Consider the following 22,455-nt stretch of genomic DNA (forward strand, 5'->3'; position numbering starts at 1 on the left):
TAAGCGCACATAAAAAGTATTCAAACAATGATAATAAAAAGCCATGACATTTAAAGACAAGCTACAAGCCTACATCCAGCTAACCCGTTTTGATAAGCCAGTCGGCATTGAGCTGCTCTTATGGCCAACGCTTTGGGGCGTACTACTTGCTGCAATGGGTCAAGCGCAGCAGCAAGGAATGACGGCAGCGTTGCCAAGTATCAAGGTGTTCGCGATATTTGCCCTTGGTGCAATATTTATGCGAGCGGCGGGCTGTGCGATCAATGACTTTGCGGATCGTAAAGTAGATGGTCATGTAACTCGCACTAAAGGTCGCCCATTAGCAGATGGACGCTTATCTGGCAAAGAAGCTGTTGCTGCATTTTTAGTACTGGTGCTGTTAAGTGCCAGTCTGCTATTTTTCTTACCTATAGCTGTATTCTACTGGTCGCTTGGTGCCGTTATATTGGCATTTATTTATCCATTTATGAAACGCTATACGCATTTGCCGCAAGTATTTTTAGCAGCTGCTTTTGGGTGGGCGATACCGATGTCTTATGTGGCGGTGCAAGGCGCTCCCGATGTTTGGTGTTGGCTGCTATTCTTAGCTTATATGTGCTGGACAGTGGCCTACGATACCCAGTACGCCATGGCTGACCGTGAGGATGATTTAAAGATTGGCGTGAAATCAACAGCGATACTATTCGGTCGTTATGATGTGATTATCATCTCAATATTACAGATGCTCTTTTTGCTAATGATGGGCGTGGTTATGTGGCATTACTTTGCTCCGACCACATTAGGCGTAACCCCAGTATTTGGATTGGCACTAGTTGCGATGATGTTTGCCAAACAAAACAGTGCTTGTGCCAGTCGTAACCCTTTGGCTTGCTTTCAGGCGTTCTTGGCTAATATCTGGGTAGGGCGCTATGTCTTTGCGCTCATCGCAGTTACTTGCATATGGACGACGCTAAATGGATAAGTTCGATAAATTGCCGAGGTTCAAATCAAAGAAACTGTCTGATACGAATGCGTCAGTTACGGACTATCAAGCAAAACTTGCCGAACATGGTCTGACTCGTGAGCAAGTTATCGCAACTGAGCGTAAGCTAGCAAAATTTGCTAATACCATGGATTCGCTGGTGCGAGTGCCTTTTACTAAGCAAGGAATGGGTGCGGATGCGGCGCTTTCGACCATTCCACTAGCAGGAGATTTGGCAGGATTGGCATTGACCAGTTATGCATTTATATTAGGGCGTCAGTTAGGTGTGCCCGCTCATAAAATGACGCCAGCGGTTAGATTGGCAGTTATTGATATGGTCGTTGGTATCGTACCTGGCATTGGTACGCTATTAGATATTTTCATTCGCCCTAGCCGTAAGACCCTGGGTATCGTGCACGAGCATCTACACCATGAGTATGGTATTACCGAAACCATGCATATGGATCGACCGTTTTTGCACCAGTCACTAGAAGACAAGCAACAGCAAAGCCGTTTTGGGTTTTTTTGGCGCAATCCAATCGTTGCTTGGTTATATCTGCATATCCCTGATTTTCTTGGACTGCTGGTCATTGTATTTGTCGGTTGGGGATTGTGGACAGTGATAAGCTGGTTGATCGGGATGTTTGGGCAATCGACTGGGTTTGGTTAAATACAATCACTCATCACTCATTAGACAGCTCAGTAGAGACAAGTCAGTACAGAGCAATACGCAGAAACGAAAAAGGCGGCAACGATAATAACGTTTGCCGCCTTTTTTATGGTTTTAAATAGAGTGTTGAAACAAAGGTCGCCTCAGATTTTATTCAGTGATGACTTCTGCTTCAGCACTAACGGCATCAAAGCTAGTCACTTTATTGTTTCGGATAAGATCGATAGTGCCACCACCAGCATGACTGACGAGTTGGATACTACCGTCAGCTGATTGATAGGTAGGATTATTGCCTTGACCTTCTGGTGCGCTCAATGTCATTTTTGGCTGGTTGGGACGAGTAATGATAGCGTTAAGCATACCAGCTGCTGAGGTCTCAAAGACCACAGATAAACTCTCACCTGCGGCACTTTTATAACGGACATCAGTGATTTGTGCGCCTTTGATAGCTTGTTCTGGATTAGGTTTTTCAGCGCTATCATTTGCCGTAGATGTAGTAACACCAAGATCTTTATCTAACTCCGTTAAGCTCATATCACGTTCTGAATCAGTATCGGTCTGCGCTACATTTTTAGCGTCATCTGCATTGCTATCTTCAGCTGCATCTACATTGATATTGGTCGTTACTGGCGTGGTTTGCGTTGAGGTCTCAGCTGTAGTTGTATCAATTGCTTCAGGTTCTGGATCTTTTTGACAAGCAGTCAGTAGCAACAGGCTCAAGAAAGTAGCAGGAGCCGTACGATAAAGCAGTTTAGATTTTCGTAAGTTTAGTGTTTTTGAGAGAGAAGTATTCATAATCAGCTTTATCCGTTAATGGCGCTCTAAGTAAATGGGGTAATTGGCAAGGGTCAACCTGCTATTTATTGACAGTATATTATTACGTATTTACCGTAATCACCAGCTTACGCTGTCCGCCATATTCTTGCAGGTTTCTATGCTCACATAAGTAAATACCTTGCCAGGTACCCAGTCCTAACTCACCATCGACAAGCGGTATAGTCAAGCTTACCCCAAACATCATGCTTTTGAGATGCGCGGGCAAGTCGTCTGAGCCTTCTAAAGTATGGCGATACTCTGGCTGATCTTCTGGCGCGATTTTATTAAGCCATTCCTCTGTATCTAGTCTGACATCTGGATCAGCAGTTTCATTGATCGCAAGACTGGCTGACGTATGCAGCAAAAACAGATGAACCAACCCTACCTTGTCAGAGTGAGGTAGCAGCTGAGAAATAGCTTCTTCGACCTTCGGAGTAATGATATGAATGCCACGCGCATAGGTGGGTAGAGTAAGGGTTGTTTGGTAATAGCTCATGGGGTATATCTCATTATTAGAGTCGACATTAAATTAAGATATCATAAGACAGTATGAACTATGGAAATCGTTGCTGTTATTTACACAAGAGCCATTTATTCTTAAACAAGCGGCGTCTGTAAACGTGTACGATTGGGTGATAGGCGTGCGAGCATCGTCTCTGACAGTGGTGCAAACGATCCTAGCATCATATCTGCTAATGCTTCAGCGCAAATAGGTGCCAATGCATAACCCTTTGCGCCCATCGCACTCATTGTCCATATTCGCTGACTGTTTGCCAATTGTCCAACGATAGGGTGGTAATCAGGTGTTTGGGTGCGAATGCCAGCTCGGCCCTGCCATAAACTCGTATCTGCCGGAATGATAGATGCCATTTCAGGAATAGCATTGATGAGCTTGTCTCGGCTAATTTGATGCTCTTCCTCACGGATATCCGTGTCCGTATCATTACGTATAAAGCTTGCCCCTAGTAGAAACTGAGGGCTGTACTCTGTAACATCGTTTAATTGTCCGTCATCTGTTTGGGCAGTGAATGGCGTACAGTAACCACTATATTTGAGTGGTATTTTAGGCAGCTTAGCGTACTGCTCAGGGGTTGGCGTAAACCAAGATAGCTGCCCACGAATTTTACGGCAATCAAAAATACGCTGATCCAATTGATGACTTTCAAAAGCCGCACAAATGACAACATTATCAGCAGTCATAGTGACAGTGTTACGGTTTCCATCAATACCTTCGATACGAACTTCCTGCTCAGTCTCGTTGATTTCATTCACTTCTAACTGCTGAAAGTGAATGAGCGGATGAGTCAGTATGGTGTTTTTTAATGCTTGTGGATTGACCAGACCAGACTGCGGTAAGTACAAGTTCTCTGATAAGTCCTGCTCTTTTAGGCTACTAGTAATCTGTGCTTGCTCATGCGATAGGGTGGTCGCCATCTCATCAGGATAGTCGGCAATTTGTTCTGTACTGATATTGGCTTTTATAAGCAAATCAAGGGCGCCAGTCAGTTCAAGTACTGGTACTGTATTAAGCTGTACGGCTGTTTGATTTAACTTTCGATATAGCCTGCTGCTATGGAGGTAACCGATGGTATGCAGATGCTCGTCAACATGGTGAAGTGGCGTCATTTTGGGCGCAAGTAACGCTCTAGGATTGCCTGATGCACCTGCTAAGGGCGCTGATTTATCTAATAAGGTGACGGTAATACCACGATTGGCAAGCGACCAAGCTGTGAGCAACCCTGAGACACCTGCACCAATGACGACAGTGTGATCGAATGTGCTATAAGTCGTTTGCTGCTTCGCCTCGTGGCTTTTATTATCGCTAGTAATGTCACTACTGTCCGTATCAATCATGATGGCCGTTAGCATTTCTCGCTTTCGACCAAAACCTCTGACTTTTTTAATTTGAAAGCCATGTTGTTTTAGTCCACGCTTGACGATACCTGCACAGCTATAAGTAGCGGCAGTCGTAGGAGGGCGTGATAGGCGCTGCATTTGGGCAAAGATACTGTCAGCCCACAAGGTGCTATTGCAAGAAGGCGCAAAACCATCTAAAAACCAAGCATCAATATAAGGCGTATGCTGGTTAGAATGGTCTAATGCCAGTTTGCTTAGACTTTCTGCTGCATCACCAAACCACATATCGATGGTTAAGTTATCATGAGAAAAACTTAAACGATGACAGCCTGCAATTAGGGGCGGATATGCAGCCAAAAGTGGCTCAATAAATGCCATTAGCTCAGGCGCACGCTCACCCCATAACGCAAGTATCTGGGTCAGATCTGCTAGCGGTATAGGGAACTTTTCAGTAGTAATAAAGTGCAGGCGAGCCGTTGCTAATTGCGGGTTGGTTTCACGCAGTTGTCGCCACAATTGCCACGTCGCTAGTAGATTAAGCCCAGTTCCGAAGCCTAGCTCAGCAATCGTAAAGCATTGCTTTGGTGCAAGGTGTGCCAAACGCTCTGGTAACTGATTGTGTTCTAGAAACACGTGACGTGTCTCTGCCAAACCATCCGCATGAGAAAAGTAAACATCCCCAAACTCACCTGATACTGGCACCATATTGCCGGTATCATCCGTTTGCCAGTCAATCTTGGCAGGTGTGATAACGTTTAAGTGTTCAGGGTTTTGATGATTAGCGGTAGACATGAGGCACTTCTTAGGAATATCAGTAACGTTAGCTCAACGGTCAATTGTGACGGATCAATGATATAGACATTTGGTCAGACACAGCGAAGTAGAGTAATGCAAGTCAGTGCGAGCACAGTATATGCTACCAGCGCTCACGGCGGACAAATACTAACCACGAGACAAAAATACCGACTAATAGACTGATCAGAACGGTAAACGCACCGTATAGAAATAACTGTCCTTTACTCTCGTAAACCAAGACATTTACTTGGGTCTGCAAGTCGTTCACTTGCCGCTGTAATTGTGCATTACGGCTAAGCAATTCTTGATTGGCAGCTGACAATGCTTTAGTAGATGGTTGCAACTGTGCCGCCAAGGTATCATTGATATCTAGCGCTGAGTTTTTTGTTGGTAAAGCGCGCGCCGCTATTGGGCCAGTCAACGGCAGCACTGCTGTCGGATCGGTTGCATCGACAGCAGGTGTTATGGGCGCAGCAGGTGCAGCCTGCGCCGAAACGGCTGTCACTAACATGAGACCAATCAGGGCACTTTTGTAGCAACAGGCAGGTGAAAAAGAGACTCTCTGGATCACGATGCAGCTACTTGATCATTACTGTCAGTTGGTGCTGGTAATGCTTGAACAAATGGTTTGATATCGACATGACTATACACGCCATCACGTAAGTAAGGCTCATCGTTTGCCCATGCTTGAGCCGCTTCGATAGAGTCAAAATCTGCAATGATTAAGCTGCCAGACATATCACTTTTTCCATGCTCGATAGGCGTTGGACCTGCGATAACAAGGCGTCCCTCTTGGTGTAGCGCTTTTAAGCGTTCAATATGTTCAGTACGAGTGATCAGACGTTGTGCACTGCTATTAGCCACGTCATGACCAATGATGGCAAATAAAGACATGAGACTTCCTTAGTGAATAATAAAAAAGTAATGATGAGCTTATGTGGGCTTAGTATAAACGTCATAGCGACAATGTGATTGCTGCTATGACAAGGTAACAGAAATTATTTCGTGGCTTTGTCTGTTAGGGCAGGGTTGAGATGCTTTTTCAACACGGCAAATTGAGCCACGACAAACACCAGCATAATTGGAATCCAGCCATAGGTCTTAAAGTTGATCCATGCTTCATCTGACATTGTGAACGCTGTGATATAATGTAGTACAGCCATTAGGGCAAAAAACAGCGCCCAAGCAACGGTCAGCTTTTTCCAGCCGCTAAGCGTCAGGGTGAATACCTCTTTCATAGCAAGCTGCATTAATGGCTTATTAATAGCGGCACTGACGAATAGCGTCAATGCAAAAATACCATTGATAATGGGCGATTTCCAACGCAAATAAATATCATCACGCAGCAGTAATGTGCCGCCGCAGAATAAAATCGTTAATAATAAGACAACCCATTGCTGCTTATCAAACTTACCTTTTTGACGAATAAAATGAATGGCGTAAACGATAATAGTGGCGACGAGCAAAGCCCCTGCCGCTGCTAAAATACCGTTATAACGCGCCGCGATAAAAAAGGCAATTAAGGGAATAAAGTCTAATAATGCTTTCATAGCAAAGGGTATGTCCAACAAAAACGTATGGGGTAGTTTACACGTCTACCGCACCAAAAAAAAGCAATCAACACGATAATCATGCGATATACGCAACCTATAGAGTAATACTTTCTTATTGCGCCTGATGACCATGCCACTGGCCAAATATAAACACAAATACAGCACCGATAACGGCTAAATCTACAGAATCATCAAGACAAACTACAACGCACATAATCGTAACAATGACTGTCTGCTAACTAGCTTTTATTCTACTCTTATTTTATTTGAAACTTTAAGGCTCAGCGTATGAAAATTGACTTACATTGCCACAGTACTTGTTCAGATGGTACCTATGCACCGACCGAGGTCATACAACGTGCTCATTCAGCGGGCATCAACGTATTGGCATTGACTGACCATGACACGCTAGCAGGGATTGACGAGGCAAGGGTCGCTGCCAGTGCCTGCGATATGCAGATTATTAATGGCGTTGAAATCAGCTGTGAACATACATTAAGCGGTGGTTACGGAAAGAATAAATCCACTAATAAAATTATTCACGTACTTGGACTGGACTTTACTGATCGCGAAAAAATGCACGCAACGCTGCAGCAACTGCAAGACAGTCGAGCCACTCGTGGTCAGCGTATCGCTGAAAAATTGAGTGAATTATTAGATATTAGTTATGATGAGCTATGGCAAGCAGTGCTCGATAAAGCAGGCGGTAACCCACAAGCAGTCGGGCGCGCCCATATTGGACAGGTATTGTTTGAGCGCGGTGAAGTCAAAACCGTTCAAAAAGCCTTTGATAAGTACCTAGCAGATAATAAACCTGCTTATGTAGCAATCGAGGCGTTGACGATGCAGCATGGTATCGAGCTGATTCACGCTTGCGGCGGCAAAGCGGTGCTCGCACATCCTACGCGATATCAATTGTCAGCGACACGCGTGCGTAAATTGATTGAAGAGTTTGCGCAGCTGGGCGGCGATGCTTGTGAGCTACCAGCCACCAGTGAGCCAATCAGCACTCGCCGAATGGTTGATCGTAGCATTGCTGAGCATGGTTTGGCGGCATCTATTGGTAGTGATTTTCATGGTAGCAATATGCCATGGCGACGTTTGGGCGATGTTCCTACTTTAAATGATGATCAGCAAGGGGTTTGGGAGTCTTTTGCAACGCTTGCTTAGTGAGTAGGATTTACCTTGTTACAGTTACTTCTAATAAGGTTGTTTTCAGTAGCGATAGGGCCTTATTTATCATGATGAATAAGGCCAAAAATAGCTACATAAACATAATTACATTCATAGAGAAATTATTGGGAAATAAATGCGTAAAATAGATTGATAATAAGGCTAGAACTTGTAACACTTGATATGGAAGTTTCAGAGCGAATAGTATGCTTTGGCTTTGATTCTAGCGCTTATATATTCAACGCACTTACACCTTTTAATGTATTTATACTCTCTGCGGTAGCCCTTCTATGGCTGTATCGATATCCCATCTAGGTTACAACAAAATCTCTCAAATGATCTTTGAGTGGCAGGCTGCTGACCGAACATCGCTGATGGCCTTATTTATCGTGTTAGAAGTGTCATTGCATTGGTTCTGGTGCTTGTATGTCTGGTGGCAGCAAGATGCGTTAAACACCTATGTGAACATACATTATTTATATCCATTATGGCTTGGGATTAGCTTCGTCGGACTGTTCTTTTTATGTATGGTCAAAGGCTTATTTCACTCAAGCAACGACAACGAAATTGTTTTAAGCAGATGGCAGATAGCTTTGGTCTTGGTTTACACCGCCTACATTTCTACTGTTATTGTGATGATAGGGTACAGCAGTCTGTTTGCAGGCGTGTCGCTCGTCGGCGCTGCTATGCTAGGTATGATGTTGATCAGGCGCCGCTATGCTTGGCGTATGTTTTGGCTGCATATTATCTTGATGCTATTAGCGATCATGTCACCTTACTTTGGTATCAGTTTGCCCAATTTACGCCAGTTTACCGTTATTCATCCCATGCTTGAGAGTCATAACTATCTAACTTATAACGAGATTATGGCCGCTGAAAATGCGGTTGCTGCGTTGGCTTTTGAAAACAACGTCTTAAATTGGGATAGTATCAGCGAGTTACAGCGTTCATCGGCATTTTTTTGGCGGTCGACGCACTTATATTTAGCGCTGCCGAAAGCAATTTTTATCGTCTATATGTTCCGTGCCTTGCTATTGGTATTAGATGATAGTCGGTTTGAGACCCTGCGACACGCCAATCAGGACGAGCTTACTCAGCTTAAAAATCGTCGCTACGGTCTGAAAAAGATGAAGTATGCCTTGGCTACTGTGCGAGAATATCAAGACTTAAGCGTCATGCTGTTAGATTTGGACTGGTTCAAACAGATTAACGATAATTATGGACACGATGTAGGTGATCAGGTTCTGATTGAAATCTCGCAGACGCTATCGCAGTCGTTAACAGATAAGACTATTATCAGTCGCTATGGCGGCGAAGAGTTTTTAATTGTCCTACCAGACACGAAGCATGATAGCGCTATGATGATTGCCGAGCAATTACGGCTAAATATTGCTGAACATGTCATGAAGATTGAAGGTCTGGCTGATTTTAATGTGACAGCAAGCTTTGGGCTATATACCTTAACTCATGAAGAGCGAGATTGTATCGCGCAAGGCTACAAAACGATCACACAGCAAAAGACCGTCGCTCGAACGTCACCTCTTATCAAGCCAATTGCTACTCAGCGTGCGGAAAGCCAAATAGCTTCAATGCAAAAGCTGCCTAGTGATATCTGCCAACGTTTAATTAGCACAGCAGATAAAGCCCTGTATGAAGCCAAGCACCGTGGTCGCAATCAAGTTGTCAGTGCAAATGAGATGTGGGCCGAAAAAGAAGGCGGTAAGCAATGGCTCTATAAAAGCTGTTAGTCATTAACGATCAGCCATTAATAAACAGCCATACTGCTAACACTATATAAGTATTATCGGTATGGCTGATATTCTATTGCTTAGTCCAATTTAGATGCCAGTTTCATTAATCCATCCAATCAAGAAGCTAATTGCTGTACCAAGCTTGCGAGCACACTTGTGGCAAAGCTACCCGTCGTCAAAGTAAAGTTTAATACCAGCGTCTGATCGTCCGACCATTCCCAGCTTAACGCCTCAATCGGTAGACGTAGCGCTCGTCTTTGCGCCTTAATATCGCGCTGCTCTAATCCAGTTGCCAGTTGCATGAGTAGGGGGCTGTGTTGTACTACCTCGGTCTCTAAATCTGCAGCGCTACCGGTGACTTTATCGTTACCCGTGCCCCATAGCACAGCAGTTGGATGAATATCGCCACTGTCAATACGAGCATGCAACGTATCATCTAGTGTCTCACTAGTGAATATTGATCCTGAACCATCCAAATTAAACACTTCACCTGCTAGGCCAGTGTTCCAGCTACCATCACGTACCCGTGCTGCCAATATCTCATTAAATATCAAGCTACGTGCAGCAGACAATTCCATCGTATTTTGCTCGCGCGGGGCACGCTTACGTTTGCTCTTTTTTGGCTGCGGGCGAGGCTCTCGCGGTGGACGAGCAAACAGTGATAAAGCCTCTCTGACGTTATTACCTTGACGCCCAAAACGCTGGGGACCAAAATAATTGGGTACGCCGTTTCTACCAATGCGTGTTAAATGCTGCTCGACGGCCTCTTTTGCAGATAGTAGTTGCTCGGGTGATGCGTTACTTCCGTCATCAACATTTTCGTCACCAACGCTCGCAAACTGAATATCACGTAAAGTAATGACAAATTGATTGGCACGGTGCGTACCGCGATTGAGTTTTTTATTGTGCCAGTGCTGGGCAAGGATAGTGACAGTCTCATTTTCGCCGATGTCTACTGGTGCAAACTCAGTAGGCGGTAATTGTTTTTTTGGTATACGAAGGCTAAACCACTGGGTCGTCAACGCATGACGATCCTTCAACCCTGAGTAGCCGACGTCACGCAATGGAATGTCTGCCCACTCTGACAGTAGTTTCGCCAGATAAGCAGTATTTATGCCTGATTTTTCGATATGCAACCATAAATGCTCACCTTCACCAGTGAAATCTAACGGCAATAGCTCATTAACGATAAAATCAGTCGTATTGGCTTTATAAGTCGCTTGCTGTATTGGCTGTAAACTTGGCTGTGGCAAATTTGCAGTGTCTGTAATAGTGGCAATATCAATATGAGCTAGGTCAATTTTCTCACTGGCTGTTTGGTCATTAGCTTTTTGTTCATTGCCGTTTTGAGCAACACTTGTTCGATCAATAGTGGCAGCTTGGCTCTCTAAACTGGCTTGAGAATTAGTAGTTATTTCGTTTTGGTTGTCTTGAGAAGTCATAAGGTCGTCTTTTATTTTGTTTATTAATAATGATTAGAAGTAAAAAGAGTGCGGAAAGCAAAGTCGCATAATTACGTTTTGCAACGCAGCAAACATACAAAAAAACATCGTGTGTGAGGCGCTCTTGCTACTATCAATGCATAGCATATTAAAAATAATAGGATAAGTTGAATTTGTCTGGTTGGTTACGGTCATTTTCAACCTGCTGTCATTAGACATCATTATAACTGTTAAGGAAGCATTATGACCGACGCAACGATCAACACAGTCACCATCAGTAAAGCGGATATCCCAAGCGGAGGTATGAAGTCGTATAAGCAAGAAGACGATAGTATCATTTTAATCACTCGCGATGACGATGAGTTCCGTGCATTCGATGGTAAATGCCCACATGCGGGTGCAGATTTGGGTAACGGATTACGCTGTGGCAATCGGGTAGTTTGTCCTTGGCATCATGCAACTTTTGATAGCCGCGATGGCTCACTATTAGAGCCGATAGCGACAAAGGGCTTGACCCAGTATGAGCTGACTCACGATGGTGACAATCTGACAGTCGATACCTCAACTCAGTTAACGGGGCAGATCGAAAGTAATAAATTGACTGATACCCATACTCTTATCGTTGGTGGTGGCGGTGCAGGATTTATGACAGCCGACCAGTTGCGTCAGGGTGGCTATGGCGGCAAGATTACGTTGATTAGTAAAGATGATAAAGCTCCTTACAACCGACCTTTATTATCTAAAGCATTTTTGGCAGGTAAGATGGACGAGGATAAGCTGCTATTGGGCGGTGTTGACTGGGCTAATAATAACAATATTGAGTTACGCCTCAACCAAACGGTTAGCGAAGTGCTACCCAATGAAGCGACCGTCGTCATCGAAGATGATGATGGCAACAGCGAGCGACAAACTGCAGACTTCTTGGTTGTCGCCACTGGTGCTGAACCAAACTTACCACCTATTACAGGTGCTGACATAGATGGCGTATATACGCTACGCAGCATGAATGATGCCAAACTAATTAAAGCGGCCAGTCATGATCAGCGCGTGGTAATCATTGGTACAGGTTTTATCGGTATGGAAACCGCTTCGGCATTAGCGCAAGCAGGCACGACCGCTTCTATCACAGTGATTGGTCAAGGTAGCCGCGTGATGGGCAATATTGTCTCTGAAACGGTGAGTAACGCCTTAATTAAGTTACATGAAGAGAAGGGCATCAATTTTGTGTTTGACGCAACCGTCAATGAAATCACTAAGATTGACCGTCAAGTGGACAAGGATGGAGATAACAATAATCAGGCTTTCTCAAATGTAGGCGGTGTCACGCTGGCGAATGGTGAGCATATTGATGCCGATATCGTGATATTGGGTACTGGCGTGTCTCCACGTACAGAGATATTGAGCGAAGTTAACGATCCAGATGGTGTACAAGTCGATGCGCATCTACAGCTGCGCGATGGCGTCTACGCGCTAGGTGATATTGCAAAAGCCAGCAATAAAATGGGTCGCATGCGTATCGAGCATTGGCGCGTGGCGCTGCAGCATGGCATGGTCACAGCTGCTGCAATCCTAAGTGACGACAGTGTTGACTCACTGGAAACGCGTATTCCTTTCTTCTGGACCATGCAATATGGCAAGAGCCTACGCTATAGCGGTCATGCCGAGACACCAGATCACAATATCCTACTTGGTACGCCAGATACGCATGATTATATAGAATACTATTTCGATGATGAAGGCGAAGATACACGGGCTAGTGCCGCAAGTACGCTTGGACGTGATAAAGAGCTGGTTGCCTTCTCCGAGCTATTACGCCGTGGTCATGCACCGACACGCGCTCAGCTCAATGCAGGGTTTGATATTATTGAGCAAGCGCATGCATTATCGCCCTAGTACTATCAAGCAATAAGTATTAGTATCTGGGGCATGTCATCAATTAGCACATGAACACATTTAGTGGTCTTAAAATGGCTAAATTTTGCTAAACATCGTCAGAAATCTTGCAAATATGTTCATATTAACGGCAATTTCTTCCTCGTTTATCTACAATTTTTCTCATTTTAAGCCTCACAATCTAATTAATGACGTGCCCTAGGCTGGCTTAGGGATCTAAGTCAGTTTTTTTATACATGAACAAAAAAGGAAAATTATAATATGAGCGAAAATAATATAAATAACAGCAATATAAACACAGACCATTTTGATAAAGAGTCGGTATTTCTACGTGAAGCGACATTAGATGATATTGGCGCACTTGAGCAGTTATTGAATTGCTGCTATCGTGAGACGGCAGGTTGGACCAATGAGGCCGACTTAATCGGCGGTATCAGGACTACATCAGCGGAGCTCGCTGCTGTTATCAATGATCCTAATCACTATTACTTCGTTTATCCGAAAACCACAACTGGCGACCGTGATGAAGAAGAAACGGGTGAAATACTTGGCTGTATCGCTGTCGATATCAAAACCAATGCTGACGCAAATAAGAAAGCTTATATCGGCATGTTTGCGGTACATCCTTTGCTACAAGGGAAGGGTGTTGGCAATGTGATACTACATGCAGCTGAGACCTTTGCAGATCGCCACTTACAGTCACTGAATCAGCCTAGCCGACTGACTATGTCTATCCTAAGTCATCGTCCTGAGCTTTTGGCTTACTATCAGCGCCGTGGTTATAAGTTCAATGGTAATAAAATGCCGTTTCCAAATGATGGCAATAATGGCGAGCCAAAGCGTGATGATTTAGAGCTATTAGAACTAGAAAAAGTCATTAGCTAATCAAATTGGCTTAGTAAAAAACACTAAAAAATATTCTATCTAAATTAACCCCAGAAATACCCAAAAGTCATAAACAGACCAATACTCAGCAGCATAAATGCCACAATAATTAAGCGCTTGAACCAGTTAAATGCTGGCAAGCGCGTGGCATTATCATCCGACATTAGGTAAGCAAACAAAAACAATAGGCTTGCTGCCAAGGTCATAATGCCAAGCCCAATCGGTAATATAAATAAGTACACCTGCCACACAGTCATCCCTCAACGGTCAGTATTAAGCGCATCATAACAGCATCGGGATTGCGCTGTCAGTATGCCTTACTTTAAATTTTCCAATACAAATAATGATTAGAAAGTACAGTAGTCACCAAAGCGATATAAAAGTAATGAGTCAGTTTTAGACCTACGAAGCTATATGCTTACGTCATGACTGACAATAAAAAAGGACGCTCAAACGGCATCCTTTTTTATAATAGCTAAGACTAAGAGAAACGTTAAACAGTGAGCTTAACGCATTGTCACAAACTCTTCTGAGCCAGTTGGATGAATGGCAACGGTATTGTCAAAATCAGCCTTAGTCGCGCCCATTTTGATAGCAACGGCAAAACCTTGAATCATCTCATCGACGCCAAAACCAATACCATGCAAACCAATGACTTTTTTGTCATCACCCAAGCATACTAGCTTCATTGTGCATTTTTGACGATGTTGAGTGACCGCGCTATACATATCGGTAAACGTTGAAGTATAGCACTTGATGTTTTCTTTACCATGCAGATTGATGGCATCAATCTCAGACAAGCCAATCGTACCGATAGCTGGATGGGTGAAAATCACGGTCGGTATCAATGTATAGTCTAAATGTTCATTAGGCTTATTATTAAACAGACGCTCTGATAAACGGCGACCAGCGGCAATCGCTACGGGCGTTAGATCTATGCTGTTTTCGATAATATCGCCAACTGCATAAATACCATCGACGTTGGTGTTTTGGAATTTATCGACTTTAATTTTACCCGTCTCGGTTGTCTCGACCCCTGTCACTTGCAGATTGATACCGTCTGTCGATGGCGCGCGACCAATCGCCCAGATCAAGCAGTCAACAGTATCGATACAGTCTTCACCGCCATCGTTGGTGGTCAAATCGAGGCTGTCATCGTCATTTTTATTGACTTCACTGATCACCGTGTTGGTGTGTAACTTAATGCCAGCTTGTTCCATTTCTATCAGCAAAGTCTCTACGATAGTATGGTCAAACGTACGTAGTGGCGAGTGTTTGCGCACATACAAATGCACTTCGGCACCCAGACTGTTTAACACGCCTGCGATCTCGACAGCGATATAGCCAGCACCTACAATCGCCACGCGTTTTGGCAAGTGATTCAACGCAAAAAAGCCGTCAGAGTCGATGCCGTATTCTGCACCTTTGATATCTGGCTGAATAGGATGACCGCCCGTAGCAATCAAAATATGGTCAGCGGTAATCAGCTCGCCATTTACTTCTACGGTATTGGCATCGACAAACTTAGCAAAACCTTTGATCACTTCGACGCCGTTTTTGGCCAAGTTGTTATCATAAGCGCGGTGAATGTTTTCGATATATTGTTGGCGGCTCTGTACCAGCTTTTGGAAGTCAAAACCTTTTAACTCAACATCAAAACCATAATCTGGCGCATATTTATGGATAGCTTCAGCCACTTGGGCGCCATACCACATGACCTTTTTGGGAACACAGCCCAAATTCACACAAGTGCCACCCAATTGATTGGCTTCGATAATGGCGCATTTTTTGCCATAGTTGGCTGCACGGTTGAGTGAGGCAATGCCGCCGCTACCGCCACCAATGGCGATATAATCATAATGTTTGGTCATAATTAGGTCTCTTTATTGAATTGTTATGGGTGCTGTTTCCGACTCTACTGTAATGGGTCTTATCATCCATCTTACAAGTTTTTTATGGTTAAGATGTGTTGAATCGCTTGACTATAAACGCTGCTTGGTTAAGAAAAGCCTAGCATTTAGATATTTAAATCTACTCAAACCCATTTATACAATAGGACGACGTCTATAAAATAACAGTCCCGGAATAGACAAGCCAAGTACCAATCCTGAGGTGACAAATAGTGCTTCAAACAAATACACCATCATTTGGCTAAACAACTCGTCTGAAAAGCCAAAGTAACCTATCTGTACCATACTGACCATCGCCTTATAAGCGGCGATACCAGGCATCATACAAATGACGCTAGGCGAGATGAGCGCTTTGGGCGGCAGAGTATATTTCTTAGAAAAATACACACCCAAAAAGCTGGCAAGCATCGCCCCAAAAAAGCTAGCAACCACGATATGAATGTGTTGATAAACGAGCGCTGTCTTTAACCCAAAGCCAAATGCGGTCATCAGTAAACACGGCAAGATATAGCGTTTGGGTACGCTAAACATTAGCGTCCAACCAAGGGTGATGATACAAGACAGTATGACGGTTTTAATAAACCACATTTTAAAACCCCCAGTGCTGTATGCGAAGTAAAACCAGTGCCATTACGATACCGACGCACGCGGATAATGTAAGCATATAGGTAAAGACCGCACGCCCAACGCCAATATTGACATAGCCTTTTAAGATATCGGACAAAGAGTTAATCAATGGGAAGCTGGGCACCAATAGCAATACGCTGGAAGCTACAGCGATATCGGCGTTATTGCCAATATCAAAATAATAGGTCGTCGCCCCAATCAGTGAAGCGATAAAAGCGGTCACAATTACCGTGATAAAAGGGTTAAAGTGGTGCTTGGACAAATAGATACGGGTAAACATCGCAACCATACCCGCGATGAATGTCACCGCCGTAATCGACCAACTACCGCCATTCAAATAAGCAAATGCGGCACAAGATGCGCCAACAAATATACTTACGAGCCATGTTGGATACACGGTCTTATCCAACTCATCAAACGCAAGGGTAGTGCGGTCAATCAAGTCATTGTGATCGATAGTGGCTTCGGTCTTGTTGACGATTTGCTGGATTTGAACCAATAAATTGACATTGATGCTTTGATTAATTGTGTCTCTAGTAGTGGTGATACAGCGCTCGTCACAGATAGTCGTCAAGGTAATGGCGTTAAAGTTCAGCGAACATTCGACGCTGTTCATTCCCAAGGCAAGCCCCAAGCGTTTGGATAAGTCCACCACCACGGCAGACTCAGCGCCATACTGCATAAGGAGTAATCCACAGCGCACGCATAGTCGAGTAATGCGCTGCTGCTTTACGTAGCTGATAGAGGTCATGGGTGAGATACGCGTGTTGGTTGGTATGGATACGCTATTATAAAGGGTCTGGGAGTGGATATGGTAGCGATACGAATATAGCAAGGTAACGATATAGTCAATCTTCTATAAAAGAGTGACAGCGTTAACCTCGTTTGAAGTATCACAGTCACCTCTACACTCGGTTGCCTTATGTCTCTTTTAAACGGAATCAACGATAGCATCACTCACAGTTCTTATTTGCTACTATTATAAAGCGTAAACCACTGTCGCAAGGAGAATAAAATGCATATCGCTATCTTAACACTGACTTTCGCGCTACCCGGATGTAGTTCACTCAAAGAAAAACGCCAACGCATGGGCGGTTTGCATGCACGATTTGGCAATACGCCAAGTGTCGCGGTATGTGAAAGCGGCGAGCGTGATCGGCATGATGCCAGTGAGTGGACGTTTGTGATTGTCGGGCTGTTCAAACGTGAGGTCGAGTCGCAATGTAGTCAAATTGAGGAAAAGCTAGAACGTACGGTAGATGCACGGGTGATGAATATTGAGAGGGAATTTGTTTAGGTTAAACATTAATTACCTTAAGTCTGAAAAATGTCTAACTTGTAGGTTGGGTTGAGCTTGCGGCACCCAACCTATGACGGATTTAATGTTAACTTAGCTTAATATTGAATTGTTGGGTTTCCTTCGTCAAGCTAATCTACGTGTTTGAATGAAGCAGCGCTTAATTAGCTAAATCGATGCATTAGCATATATCAATTTTTAGTTTTTATTAATTTTCGTAAATAAATTACAACCATTTTGTTCGCCGTGGTCACAAGCTTTACCAGCCCATTCTTTTGCTTGTTCTAAATTTTGACGGACCCCTAAACCTTTATTGTAATATCGAGCTAAATCCATAAAAGCGGTTGTACAGAAGTCAAGTATATCATTAGACGTACAATCTTCATGAGTCGCAGCTTTTAAATACCACTCAGCCGACATTGGAAAATCAACCACGTCACTATAATGAGGGTATATACTTTTATCATCTGAGAAATATCTTCCTATTTTAAATTGTGACCATGAGTCATTTTTCATAGCAGCTTGATATATTAATTTTAGACCGTATTCGTTATTTTTGAATTCGTCTAAATATAACTGTCCTAACCATGCAAGAGCGTCAACATCTCCTTCATCAGAGACTTTTTTCATCCAGTCTCTAGCTTGGAAAAGATAGTCACGATTAGGTTCAGACTTGTTATATTCATAATGCCATTTTTGCTCATAAATATATGCCATCTGTTTTTGAGCTTCAATATGGTCTTGTTCAGCAGCCATTTTGTACCATTTGAACGCTTCATCTTGATTTATCTGGTCATTATAATTAGTATAAAAATTACCAAGACTATATTGAGCTTCAATATTACCTTTCATAGCGAGTTTAGTTACTTTATCCAAATCTTTTTTATTATTAATTATATATCTATCATCAAAACCGTTTAATACTAAATAGCCTACTAAAGCCGATACTAATATAATGAGTAAAGGTGCTAGAATTGTCTTAGTAAATCTTTGCATCTTCTCTCCTTTAATATGGGATATACAACTGTAATAATATTAGTATGTTAAGAGCATTACATTTAAAAATTAGCTTTTACTATATTCTTCTGAAATAAATAAACAATGTTTTAATCCCAAGTTAGTATAAAGTAGTACTTTACTATATTCTCAATCAACAAAAAAGGCCACCCTATAAAGAGTAGCCTTTTATCATCAGTCATCTAAAAAATAGTAGTTATTGCGGACGGCCTTGACCATGTCCTTCAGGTTTTTTATACCCTTTTGCAGTCATACAGGCTTCTAGTTTTTTCATATCACTTTGGCTTGGACGACTCTCTTTAGACATTTTCACGCCAGCTCGTTGAGCACAATCATCCATTGCTTGTTTCATGTCTGCTGACATCGCAGGTCTTTGATGATTGCGATCGCTTGTGCCATTTGATGTGCCGCTTGACGCACAGGCGCTAACGCCAACAGTAGATGCTAAGACAATAAGTAGTAATTTTTTCATAAGAAGTCCTTAAGAGTTTCAGGGATCGTACAAGAGTGAGTAATGTCAATTTATGTTGGCTATATCGTTATTAACCAGTTGTTTCTATATCGTATGCGTATACACATCATATTTAACCAGTTAAATATTAATACATTTAACTTCTAAGTATCTCTAATAAATATTAAGAAAGGTAACGTAGCGAAGCAACTTAATTCTTAGTTTATATATCAATTTCCGTTCATAGCTTATGGTTCGTGCATTGTTTTATAACAGCCAATAAAAAAGGCCACCCTATAAAGAGTGGCCTTTTATCAATCATGACTAACGGTATTAGCTGACTTCTCTCATGCCTTGCTCTAGCATTGGCTTTAAGAATATACCCGTATAGGATTCTTTGACTTCAGCCACTTCTTCAGGCGTACCTTCAGCGATGATCATACCACCACCTTTACCGCCTTCAGGGCCTAGGTCAATCACCCAGTCTGCAGTCTTGATTACGTCAAGATTGTGCTCGATGACCACGATAGTATTCCCTTTATCGCGTAGGGCATGCAGGATATTGAGTAGCTTATCGATATCATGGAAATGCAAACCAGTGGTTGGCTCATCCAAGATATACAGCGTCTGTCCCGTATCACGTTTGGCCAGCTCACGCGCCAGTTTGACACGTTGCGCCTCACCACCTGATAGTGTTGGCGCAGACTGACCCAAGCGAATATAGCTCAGACCGACATCCATCAATGCTTGCAGACGACGATAAATCGCTGGAATGGCTGAGAAGAACTCAACGGCATCTTCAACGGTCATATCAAGCACGTCAGCGATGGTTTTGCCTTTATAGTGAATCTCTAGCGTCTCGCGGTTGTAGCGCTTGCCTTCACAGGTATCACACGGCACATACATATCAGGCAAGAAATGCATCTCAACTTTGATAAGGCCATCACCTTGGCACATCTCACAGCGTCCGCCTTTTACGTTGAAGCTAAAGCGACCAGGCTTATAACCACGGGCGCGCGCTTCTTGCGTTTGGGCAAACATCTCACGCACAGGAGTAAACACACCAGTATAAGTCGCTGGGTTTGAGCGCGGCGTACGACCGATTGGGCTTTGATCGATATCGACCATTTTGTCCAAATACTCAAGACCGCTAATGCTTTCAAATTTATCGGCAATCAGCGTTGAGGCGTTGTTTAACTGAGTCGCTGCCAATGGCATAAGGGTACGGTTAATCAAGGTTGATTTACCCGAACCTGAGACACCAGTCACACAAGTCATGATACCAACAGGAATGGTCAAATCTACATCGTGTAGGTTGTTGCCTGATGCGCCTTTTAGCTCGATGGTCATCGGTACTTTTTTGGCTTTGGCCTTACCTTTGACTTCGACGTCGATGGTTTTGGCTTTATGACGCACAGTTGGAATCTCGATTTTCTTCTTACCAGACATATATTGCCCAGTCAGCGATTCTTTGTTTGCCATGATGTCATCGACCGTACCTTGGGCAATAATATGACCGCCATGTACGCCTGCACCGATGCCGATATCGATGACGTGATCCGCTTGGCGAATGGCATCTTCATCATGCTCAACGACCAGTACTGTATTGCCTAAGTCACGCAAGCGGGTTAGGGTTTTTAGCAGACGATCATTGTCACGCTGATGCAGACCGATTGATGGCTCATCAAGTACGTACATGACGCCCATCAAACCAGCACCGATTTGGCTAGCCAAACGAATACGCTGCGCTTCACCGCCCGATAGTGTTTCGGCAGAGCGAGCAAGGGTCAAATAATCAAGCCCGACGCTCACAAGAAAGTTTAGACGCTCATTAATCTCTTTAAAGATTTTTTCGGCGACTTCACCTTTATGACCGCCAATCTTTAGCGTTTTATAATAGTCAGCCGCATCACCGATAGACAGCTTAACGATTTCTGCAATGGTCTGATCATCAACACGGACATTGCGTGAGATTTCATTCAGACGTGCACCATCACAAACGTTACAAGTGGTATCAGCCAGATATTTAGCCAACTCATCACGGACAAGGTTACTTTGTGTCTTAGCATAACGACGCTCTAGGTAAGGAAGCACACCTTCAAACGGTACAGTCTTATTCGTTTTGCGACCGCGCTCATCGGTAAAGTTAAAGGTCAGCTTTTCTTTACCAGAACCATGCATGATGAGGTCTTGCTGCTCTTTTGACAGGTCCTGCCACGGTGCATCCATATCGATTTTGAAATGCTTACAGACAGTGCTAAGCAAACCGAAATAGTATGCATGACGCTTGTCCCAACCATTGATTGCGCCTTGGTTAAGTGACTTCTCGTGATGAGTAATCAGTTTTTCAGCGGCGAAATATTGACGTTTACCGAGGCCATCACAGCTTGGGCACGCGCCATATGGATTGTTAAAACTGAACATGCGTGGCTCAAGCTCAGGCACCGCGCGATCACAGACAGGGCATGAGTGCTTGGCTGACATCACTTGGTTTTCGTCACCGCCTTCTTTTGGGTTGCCATCCATAAAGTGTAGCGTGACCAGCCCTTGGCCTAGACGTAGCGCTGTTTCTAAGCTCTCAGCGACACGATTGCCCAAGTCATCACGGACTTTAAAGCGATCGACCACCACTTCGATGGTATGTTTTTTCTTTTTATCCAGTGTTGGTAGCTCATCGGTATCATAGACATCACCGTCGACGCGTACACGGACGAAACCTTGCCCAATCAGCTGCTCAAGCAAGACAGTATGCTCACCTTTACGCTCGCGAATCACCGGTGCCAAGATCATAATCTTGGTGTCATCTGGCAATGCCATGACTTGATCGACCATCTCAGTGACCGACTGTGCGACCATTGGCTCACCGTGCTCAGGGCAATATGGTGTACCAATGCGTGCATAGAGCAGACGCAGATAGTCATAAATCTCGGTAATCGTACCAACGGTCGAGCGTGGGTTATGGTTGGTGGATTTTTGCTCGATAGCAATCGCAGGGGATAGACCCTCGATACTATCGACGTCAGGTTTCTCCATTTGCGAGAGGAACTGACGCGCGTATGCCGATAAACTCTCAACATAACGACGTTGCCCTTCGGCATATAGCGTGTCAAATGCCAATGAAGATTTACCAGAGCCAGATAGGCCAGTGATTACCACGAATTTATCTCGTGGAATGTCTAAATCGATGTTTTTTAAATTATGAGTACGTGCGCCGCGTATTGCGATATGGTCATGTGCCATCGGTTACAGGTTTCCTATTTGCTAAAAGGGGATTGGGAAATATCTCAAATCAAAAAGTAAGTACAGATCAGTAAAGTGGTTGGTTAAAACGTGAATAATTCTAAATTTATGGTGTTG

The 22,455-nt window shown here is 43.7% G+C and carries 21 protein-coding genes; 7 read left to right on the forward strand and 14 right to left on the reverse strand.

Annotated elements, in window-relative coordinates; translation table 11 throughout:
• The first annotated feature begins 43 nt into the window (after window positions 1-43).
• Together ubiA and HCZ91_RS01780 are read left to right on the forward strand one after the other, a co-directional pair.
• Window positions 44-961, forward strand: coding sequence for a 4-hydroxybenzoate octaprenyltransferase (gene ubiA, locus HCZ91_RS01775; protein WP_102092797.1), 918 nt, complete (start codon window positions 44-46; stop codon window positions 959-961).
• Complete coding sequence (locus tag HCZ91_RS01780; protein WP_179797664.1) at window positions 954-1,631, forward strand: DUF4112 domain-containing protein; 678 nt, start codon at window positions 954-956, stop codon at window positions 1,629-1,631. Before ubiA ends, HCZ91_RS01780 begins: the two co-directional genes overlap by 8 nt.
• A 150-nt stretch (window positions 1,632-1,781) precedes the next feature.
• On the opposite strand, the gene HCZ91_RS01785 is transcribed toward HCZ91_RS01780, so the two are convergent.
• The 6 genes from HCZ91_RS01785 to ispZ all read right to left on the reverse strand — a co-directional run bounded on the left by HCZ91_RS01785 (window position 1,782) and on the right by ispZ (window position 6,649).
• Window positions 1,782-2,426 carry a hypothetical protein gene (locus HCZ91_RS01785; RefSeq protein ID WP_179797666.1) on the reverse strand — a complete coding sequence of 215 codons (645 nt, stop codon included), beginning with the start codon at window positions 2,424-2,426 and terminating at the stop codon, window positions 1,782-1,784.
• An 82-nt stretch (window positions 2,427-2,508) separates the two neighbouring features.
• Complete coding sequence (locus HCZ91_RS01790; protein ID WP_179797668.1) at window positions 2,509-2,943, reverse strand: secondary thiamine-phosphate synthase enzyme YjbQ; 435 nt, start codon at window positions 2,941-2,943, stop codon at window positions 2,509-2,511.
• 101 nt (window positions 2,944-3,044) lie between these two features.
• Window positions 3,045-5,096, reverse strand: a complete 2,052-nt coding sequence (gene mnmC, locus HCZ91_RS01795) for an FAD-dependent 5-carboxymethylaminomethyl-2-thiouridine(34) oxidoreductase MnmC (protein WP_179797670.1) — start codon at window positions 5,094-5,096, stop codon at window positions 3,045-3,047.
• A gap of 124 nt (window positions 5,097-5,220) precedes the next feature.
• Entirely contained in the window at window positions 5,221-5,610 is a 390-nt protein-coding gene (locus HCZ91_RS01800; RefSeq protein WP_179797672.1) for a hypothetical protein, read from the reverse strand.
• Window positions 5,611-5,666: 56 nt separating this feature from the next.
• Entirely contained in the window at window positions 5,667-5,993 is a 327-nt protein-coding gene (locus HCZ91_RS01805; RefSeq protein ID WP_102091917.1) for a YciI family protein, read from the reverse strand.
• A 104-nt stretch (window positions 5,994-6,097) separates the two neighbouring features.
• The gene (gene ispZ / locus HCZ91_RS01810) at window positions 6,098-6,649 is read right to left on the reverse strand and encodes a septation protein IspZ (RefSeq protein WP_101205812.1); all 552 of its coding nucleotides are present in this window, start codon (window positions 6,647-6,649) and stop codon (window positions 6,098-6,100) included.
• Between the two features lie 291 nt (window positions 6,650-6,940).
• Here ispZ and HCZ91_RS01815 point away from each other — a divergent pair, with 291 nt between their 5' ends.
• Entirely contained in the window at window positions 6,941-7,822 is an 882-nt protein-coding gene (locus tag HCZ91_RS01815; protein WP_179797674.1) for a PHP domain-containing protein, read from the forward strand.
• Between the two features lie 293 nt (window positions 7,823-8,115).
• Window positions 8,116-9,573 carry a GGDEF domain-containing protein gene (locus tag HCZ91_RS01820; protein WP_179797676.1) on the forward strand — a complete coding sequence of 486 codons (1,458 nt, stop codon included), beginning with the start codon at window positions 8,116-8,118 and terminating at the stop codon, window positions 9,571-9,573.
• Between the two features lie 119 nt (window positions 9,574-9,692).
• Here the strand turns inward: HCZ91_RS01820 and HCZ91_RS01825 are convergent, their stop codons facing one another.
• Window positions 9,693-11,018, reverse strand: a complete 1,326-nt coding sequence (locus HCZ91_RS01825) for a tRNA pseudouridine(13) synthase TruD (RefSeq protein WP_179797678.1) — start codon at window positions 11,016-11,018, stop codon at window positions 9,693-9,695.
• A 243-nt stretch (window positions 11,019-11,261) separates the two neighbouring features.
• Here HCZ91_RS01825 and HCZ91_RS01830 point away from each other — a divergent pair, with 243 nt between their 5' ends.
• A complete protein-coding gene (locus HCZ91_RS01830; RefSeq protein ID WP_218870013.1) occupies window positions 11,262-12,911 on the forward strand; it encodes an FAD-dependent oxidoreductase in 1,650 nt (549 codons plus the stop codon).
• 261 nt (window positions 12,912-13,172) lie between these two features.
• Window positions 13,173-13,796 (forward strand): GNAT family N-acetyltransferase, encoded by a 624-nt coding sequence (locus tag HCZ91_RS01835; protein ID WP_179797680.1) that lies wholly within the window; start codon window positions 13,173-13,175, stop codon window positions 13,794-13,796.
• Window positions 13,797-13,840: 44 nt separating this feature from the next.
• On the opposite strand, the gene HCZ91_RS01840 is transcribed toward HCZ91_RS01835, so the two are convergent.
• From HCZ91_RS01840 to HCZ91_RS01855, 4 genes are all read right to left on the reverse strand, one after another.
• Window positions 13,841-14,002, reverse strand: coding sequence for a hypothetical protein (locus HCZ91_RS01840; protein WP_238070030.1), 162 nt, complete (start codon window positions 14,000-14,002; stop codon window positions 13,841-13,843).
• A gap of 300 nt (window positions 14,003-14,302) precedes the next feature.
• A complete protein-coding gene (gene gorA, locus HCZ91_RS01845) occupies window positions 14,303-15,667 on the reverse strand; it encodes a glutathione-disulfide reductase (RefSeq protein ID WP_179797684.1) in 1,365 nt (454 codons plus the stop codon).
• Window positions 15,668-15,841: 174 nt separating this feature from the next.
• The gene (locus HCZ91_RS01850) at window positions 15,842-16,294 is read right to left on the reverse strand and encodes a threonine/serine exporter family protein (protein ID WP_101205820.1); all 453 of its coding nucleotides are present in this window, start codon (window positions 16,292-16,294) and stop codon (window positions 15,842-15,844) included.
• Between the two features lies 1 nt (window position 16,295).
• Window positions 16,296-17,084 carry a threonine/serine exporter family protein gene (locus tag HCZ91_RS01855; protein WP_179797686.1) on the reverse strand — a complete coding sequence of 263 codons (789 nt, stop codon included), beginning with the start codon at window positions 17,082-17,084 and terminating at the stop codon, window positions 16,296-16,298.
• Between the two features lie 264 nt (window positions 17,085-17,348).
• Here HCZ91_RS01855 and HCZ91_RS01860 point away from each other — a divergent pair, with 264 nt between their 5' ends.
• Entirely contained in the window at window positions 17,349-17,630 is a 282-nt protein-coding gene (locus tag HCZ91_RS01860) for a DUF503 domain-containing protein (protein ID WP_179797688.1), read from the forward strand.
• Between the two features lie 198 nt (window positions 17,631-17,828).
• Here HCZ91_RS01860 and HCZ91_RS01865 read toward each other — a convergent pair whose 3' ends face one another.
• The 3 genes from HCZ91_RS01865 to uvrA form a co-directional block, all read right to left on the reverse strand.
• Window positions 17,829-18,626, reverse strand: a complete 798-nt coding sequence (locus HCZ91_RS01865) for a tetratricopeptide repeat protein (protein WP_179797690.1) — start codon at window positions 18,624-18,626, stop codon at window positions 17,829-17,831.
• A gap of 217 nt (window positions 18,627-18,843) precedes the next feature.
• Window positions 18,844-19,119: a hypothetical protein gene (locus HCZ91_RS01870; protein ID WP_179797692.1), complete on the reverse strand. Its 276-nt coding sequence runs from the start codon at window positions 19,117-19,119 to the stop codon at window positions 18,844-18,846.
• A gap of 312 nt (window positions 19,120-19,431) precedes the next feature.
• The gene (gene uvrA / locus HCZ91_RS01875; RefSeq protein ID WP_179797694.1) at window positions 19,432-22,338 is read right to left on the reverse strand and encodes an excinuclease ABC subunit UvrA; all 2,907 of its coding nucleotides are present in this window, start codon (window positions 22,336-22,338) and stop codon (window positions 19,432-19,434) included.
• Between the last annotated feature and the right edge of the window lie 117 nt (window positions 22,339-22,455).

Origin of the sequence: Psychrobacter sp. BI730 (genome assembly GCF_013414195.1) — a bacterium.
In the GTDB taxonomy this organism is placed as follows: domain Bacteria; phylum Pseudomonadota; class Gammaproteobacteria; order Pseudomonadales; family Moraxellaceae; genus Psychrobacter.